Annotated in this window: 2 pseudogenes; one reads left to right on the top strand and one right to left on the bottom strand. The window is 73.7% G+C overall.

Going from position 1 to position 5,611, the window contains the following annotated elements:
- Positions 1 to 8: 8 nt before the first annotated feature.
- Positions 9 to 62 (top strand): annotated as a pseudogene (locus ABT137_RS50760) (hypothetical protein); the annotation flags it as partial.
- 35 nt (positions 63 to 97) lie between these two features.
- On the opposite strand, the pseudogene ABT137_RS50755 reads toward ABT137_RS50760, so the two are convergent.
- Positions 98 to 5,611, bottom strand: a pseudogene (locus tag ABT137_RS50755) (type I polyketide synthase); the annotation flags it as partial.

Genomic DNA, 5,611 nt, shown 5'->3' with positions numbered 1-5,611 from the left:
TTTCATTAATTAACGTATACAGTCCATGTGTTACTTACAATAAAGTAAATACTTACGATTGGTTTAAAGAGAATTTAACAAAACTAAGTACAGTACAGGGCCGGTCGGCGAGGCCGAGCAGGGAGAGCACGCCGGCGGGTTCGTGCCCGTCGGCCGCGGCGCGCAGGCGTTCCGCGTCGGCCGTGCGGTCGCCGGTGTCCTCCCACGGCACCACGAGCGTGCTGAGGCCGTGCCGGCGCAGGGCGTCGAGCTCTGCGGTGACATCCGTGCCGGCGGGGGTGACGACGAGCCACTCCCCGGTGGCCGGGCCGGCCGGCAGGTCGTGCAGGACGCGCCAGTCGACCCGGTACCGCCAGGCGTCGGTGTCCTCGGCCGCGGGCAGGGCCGGCGGTGCGAGGGGGCGCGGTACGAGCCAGTAGTGCTGCCGCTGGAACGCGTAGGTGGGCAGGTCGACCCGCCGGCCGCCGCGGTGCACGGCGGCCCAGTCGACCGCGGCGCCGCGCGCGTACAGGTCGCCCAGCGAGGTCAGGAAGCGGTCCAGGCCGCCCGCCTCGCGGTGCAGGGTGCCGACGACGACTCCGCCGCCGGCGGCCTCCAGGGCCTGCTGCACCCAGATCGCCAGCACCGGGTTCGGGCTGACCTCCACGAAGGCGTCGTATCCGGCGTCTATCAACTGGTGGACGGCCTGGTCGAACTCGACGGTCTGGCGCAGGTTGCGGTACCAGTACTCGGCGTCCAGGGCGGAGCCGTCCAGCCAGTCGCTGTCGGCGGTGGACCAGAACCCGACAGTCGTCGACCGCGGGCGCACGCCGTCCAGCACCCGCAGGAGTTCGTCGTGGATGCGCTCCACCTGGGCCGAATGGGCGGCGAAGTCGGCACCGGGGATCGGCCAGCGCAGGACGCCCTCGTCCGACAGCGCGGCGCTCAGCTCCTCCAGTGCCTCGGGGTCGCCGGAGACCGTGACCGCGGCGGGCCCGTTGACGGCGGCCACACCGATCCGGCCGTCCCAGGCGGCGACCCGCTCGCGCAGCGGCGCCGCGGCCATGGCCACGAACATCATGGCGCCCTGCCCGGCGAGCGCGACAAGAGCCTTGCTGCGCAGTGCAACGATCTTCGCCGCGTCCTCCAGCGACAGTGCACCGGCCACCACGGCGGCGGCGATCTCACCCTGGCTGTGACCGACCACCGCGTCGGGCTCGACGCCGCAGGACCGCCACAGCGCGGCGAGCGAGACCATCACGGAGAACAGCACCGGCTGGATGCGGTCCACCTGCTCGTACTCGCCGCTGCGCAGCACCTCGGTCAGCGACCGGTCGAGGTACGGCGCCAGGGCGCGCTCGCACTCGGCGAAGCGCTCCGCGAACGCCGGGGCGCTCTCCAGCAGTTCCAGGGCCATGCCGGTCCACTGGGTGCCCTGGCCGGGGAAGACGAACACGGTACGGCGGCCGGCGTCGGCGGTGTGCACGGGCGCCTCGCCGTCGCGCACCGCCCGCAGTCCGGCGGCCAGGTGCTCCCGGTCCGTGCCCGCGACGACGGCCCGGCGCTCGAAGGCGGTCCTGGTGGCCGCCAGCGACCAGCCGACGTCCAGCGGGTCGGCGTCGAGCCGGTCCAGCAGGGCGCGCGCCTGCTCGCGCACGGCCTCCTCGGTCCGTCCGGACAGGGTCCAGGCCACGGCCGGCGCGGGCGGGGTGTGGTCGTCCGCGGCCGGTGACTCGACGGGGTCGACCTGCTCGATGATGACGTGTGCGTTGGTGCCGCTCATGCCGAACGACGACACGCCGGCCCGCCGCGGTCCCTCCCAGGGCCGGGCCTCGGTCAGCAACTCGATGTTGCCCGCGGACCAGTCGATGAACGGCGAGGGCACGTCCGCGTGCAGGGTCCGGGGCAGCACGCCGTGCTCCATGGCCTGGAGCATCTTGATGATCCCGGCGACACCGGAGGCGGCCTGGGTGTGGCCGATGTTCGACTTCAGCGAGCCCAGCCACAGCGGCGCGGCGCGGTCCTGTCCGTAGGTGGCGAGCAGCGCCTGCGCCTCGATCGGGTCGCCCAGCCGGGTACCGGTGCCGTGTGCCTCGACCACCCGCACGTCGGCGGGTTCGAGCCCGGCGTTGGCCAGGGCCTGCTGGATGACCCGCTGCTGCGAGAGGCCGTTCGGCGCGGTCAGCCCGTTGGAGGCGCCGTCCTGGTTGACGGCGCTGCCCCGCACGGTCGCCAGCACCGGGTGTCCGTGACGGCGGGCGTCGGACAGTCGCTCCAGTACGAGCATGCCGACGCCCTCGGCGATGCCGAACCCGTCGGCCTCGGCGCCGAACGGCTTGCACCGGCCGTCGGCCGCGAGGCCGCGCTGCCGGCTGAAGCCGGTGAACGAGAGGGTGGAGCCGAGGATGGTGGCGCCCGCGGCCAGGGCCAGCGAGCACTCGCCGGACCGCAGCGCCTGCGCCGCGAGGTGCACGGCGACGAGTGAGGACGAGCAGGCGGTGTCGATGGTCAGCGCCGGCCCCTCCAGGCCGAGCGCGTACGAGATGCGGCCGGACAGCACGCTGCTGGAGATGCCGGCGATGAGATGGCCCTCGGCCTCCTCGGGCACCCGCTCGCCGTCACCGCCGTACCCCTGGTACCCGGCGCCGACGAACACGCCGGTGTGGGTGCCGCGCAGCGAGGCCGGGTCGATGCCGGCCCGCTCCAGCGCCTCCCAGGACGTCTCCAGGAGCAGCCGCTGCTGCGGGTCCATCGCGAGCGCCTCGCGCGGCGAGATACCGAAGAACGCGGGGTCGAACAGGCCGGCGTCGTAGACGAAGCCGCCGGCCCGGGAGTACGTGGTGCCGGGCCGGTCGGGGTCGGTGTCGTAGACGTCGCCTAGGTCCCAGCCGCGGTCGCCGGGCAGCTCGGATATCGCGTCGCGGCCGTCGGCGAGGAGCTGCCAGAGGTCCTCGGGGGTGCGGACTCCGCCCGGGTAGCGGCAGCTCGCGGCGACGATGACGATCGGGTCGTCCCCGGCGGGCACGGCGACCGCGACCGGGGCGGCCGGTGCCGCCGCCGTGCCGAGCAGTTCGTCGCGCAGGTGGTCGGCGAGCGCGGTGGCCGAGGAGTAGTCGAAGACGACGGTGACCGGCAGCCGCAGACCCGTCGCGGCGTTCAGCCGGCCGCGCAGGTCGACGGCGGTCAGCGAGTCGAAGCCCAGCTCGCGGAAGGCGCGGCCCGGTTCGATCGCGGCACCCGAGTCATGGCCCAGGACGGCCGCCGCCTGGGTGCGCACCAGCTCGGCCAGGAACTCGCGCTGCTCGGCGGCGGGCAGGGCGCGCAGCCGGGCCGACAGCGGCGAGCCTGCCTCGTCCTGTGCGGTGGTGTCCGCGTCCTGACCGGCCAGTGCGGCGCGGACGTCGGGCAGGTCGGAGATGAGCGCGCTGGGTCGGGCGGAGGTGAACACGGGAGCGAAGCGGTCCCAGTCGACGGCGGCCACCACGACGACCGTCTCGTCCCGGTCCAGCACCTGCTGGAAGCCCTCGATGGCGAGCGCGGGACGCATGAAGGGGATGCCCCGTCCGCGCAGTTGCTGCTCCGCGAGGTTGGCGGCCATGCCCTTGCCGTCCTGCGGGGCCCAGATGCCCCACACCACCGAGGTCGCGCCGAGCCCGCGGGCGCGCCGGTTCTCCGCGAGACCGTCGAGGTAGGCGTTGGCCGCGGCATAGGCACCGTGGTCGGCACTGCCCCAGACCGCGGAGATGGAGGAGAACAGGACGAACGCGTCCACCTCGCCGATCAGTTCGTCCAGATGCGCGGCTCCGAGCACCTTCGCGTGCAGGGTGTCGCCGAACTCGGCGAGGTCGGTGTCCGGCAGCGGTACGAGGCTGCCGGCGCCCGCGGTGTGCATGACGGACCGGACGGGGTCGCCCTGGGCCGCCAGGCCGGCGACGAGTGCGGCCAGCTGCTCGCGGTCGGTCACGTCGCAGGCGGCGACGGTCACGCGGGCACCCAGGGACTGGAGTTCCGCGGTCAGTTCGGCGGCGCCGGGGGCGGCGCCGCCCTGCCGGCTGAGGAGCACGAGGTGCTCGGCTCCGTTGCGGGCCAGCCAGGCGGCGATCTGTCCGCCGACGGCGCCCGTGCCGCCGGTGACGAGGACCGTGCCGCGGGGGCGCCAGGGTTCGGCGGCGGGTCCGTCGGACAGCGGGGCGCGGGCGATCCGGCGCCCGTACGCGCCGCCGGGGCGCAGCGCGAGCTGGTCCTCGTCGCCGTCGCCGGCCAGCGCGGTCGCCAGGGCGGCGGGGGCGAAGCCCGCGACCAGGTCCAGCAGTCCGCCCCAGCGGCGCGGGTACTCCAGTGCGGCGACGCGTCCCAGACCCCACACCAGGTTCTGGGCGACGCCGGTCACCGGGTCGTCGTCGCCGGTGGAGACCGCTCCGCTGGTCAGGCACCAGAGGGGCGCGTCGATGCCCGTGTCGTCCAGCGCCTGGACGAGGGCGAGGGTGAGGGCCGTGCCGACCGGCACGACGGAGTGGTCCGGGTGCGGCCGCTCGTCCAGGCCCAGCAGCGAGACCACCCGGTCGAGAGGGCGCGCCACGTCGGCCAGCCGCCGCGCGAGCGTCTGCCGGTCGCTGTCGGCGGCGGTCGGCTGCACCCGCGTCACGGTGGCGCCGGCGTCCTCCAGGGCCCGGCAGACCTCGTCCACGAGCGGGTGGCCGGTCTCCGGTACGAGCACCAGGCAGTGGCGGCCGGACAGTTCGGCGGTCTCGCCGCCGGGCAGGGTCTTCCAGGTGACGCGGTAACGCCAGGAGTCGACCGTGGCGCGACTGTCGTGCCGGTTGCGCCACTCCGACAGGGCGGGCAGCACCTCGCTGAGCGGGGTCTGCGGGTCCAGTCCGAGCAGCTCCCCCAGTCCGCCGTCCTCGACCGTCTGCCAGAAGCGGTTCTGCTCCGACTCGGCGATGCCGACGCTGTCCTCCAGCCAGTACCACTTGCGCTGGAAGGGATACGGGGGCAGGTCCCGGTACGCGGGCGTGCCGCCGAAGAACGGCGTGAAGTCCACCGCCACGCCCCGGACGAACAACTCCGCCGCGGACGACAGGAATCGCCGCAGCCCGCCCTCGTCCCGCCGCAACGTGCCCGACACGACCGACTCGTCACCGACGGTCTCGGTGATCCCTGTCGTCAGGACGGGATGGGCACTGACCTCGACGAAGGCGCCGAAGCCCGCAGCGGCCAGGTCGCGGACGGCCGCCTCGAACTCCACGGTCTGCCGCAGGTTGCGGTACCAGTACTCGGCGTCCAGCCCCGTGCCGTCCGCCCACCCCACATCCACCGTGGAGAAGAAGGGGACCGACGCCTCGCGTGGGGACAGGCCCTCCAGCACGTGCAGGATCTCCTCGCGGATCTCCTCCACGTGGGCCGAGTGCGATGCGTAGTCCACGGGCACCCGCTTCGCCCGCTCCACCGACGCCAACACCGCATCCAGACCCGCCGGATCACCCGAAACCACCACCGACGACGGCCCGTTCACCGCAGCCACCGACACACCCTCCGGCAACAACCCGCGAACCTGCTCCACCGGCAACGGCACCGACACCATGCCACCCCGACCCGCCAACGCCGTGATCGCCCTCGACCGCAGGGCGAC

Origin of the sequence: Streptomyces sp. NPDC001980, assembly GCF_040296885.1 — a bacterium.
GTDB lineage: Bacteria > Actinomycetota > Actinomycetes > Streptomycetales > Streptomycetaceae > Streptomyces.
Note: the sequence above shows the minus strand (reverse complement) of the source record. Positions and strands in the feature narration are given on the sequence as shown.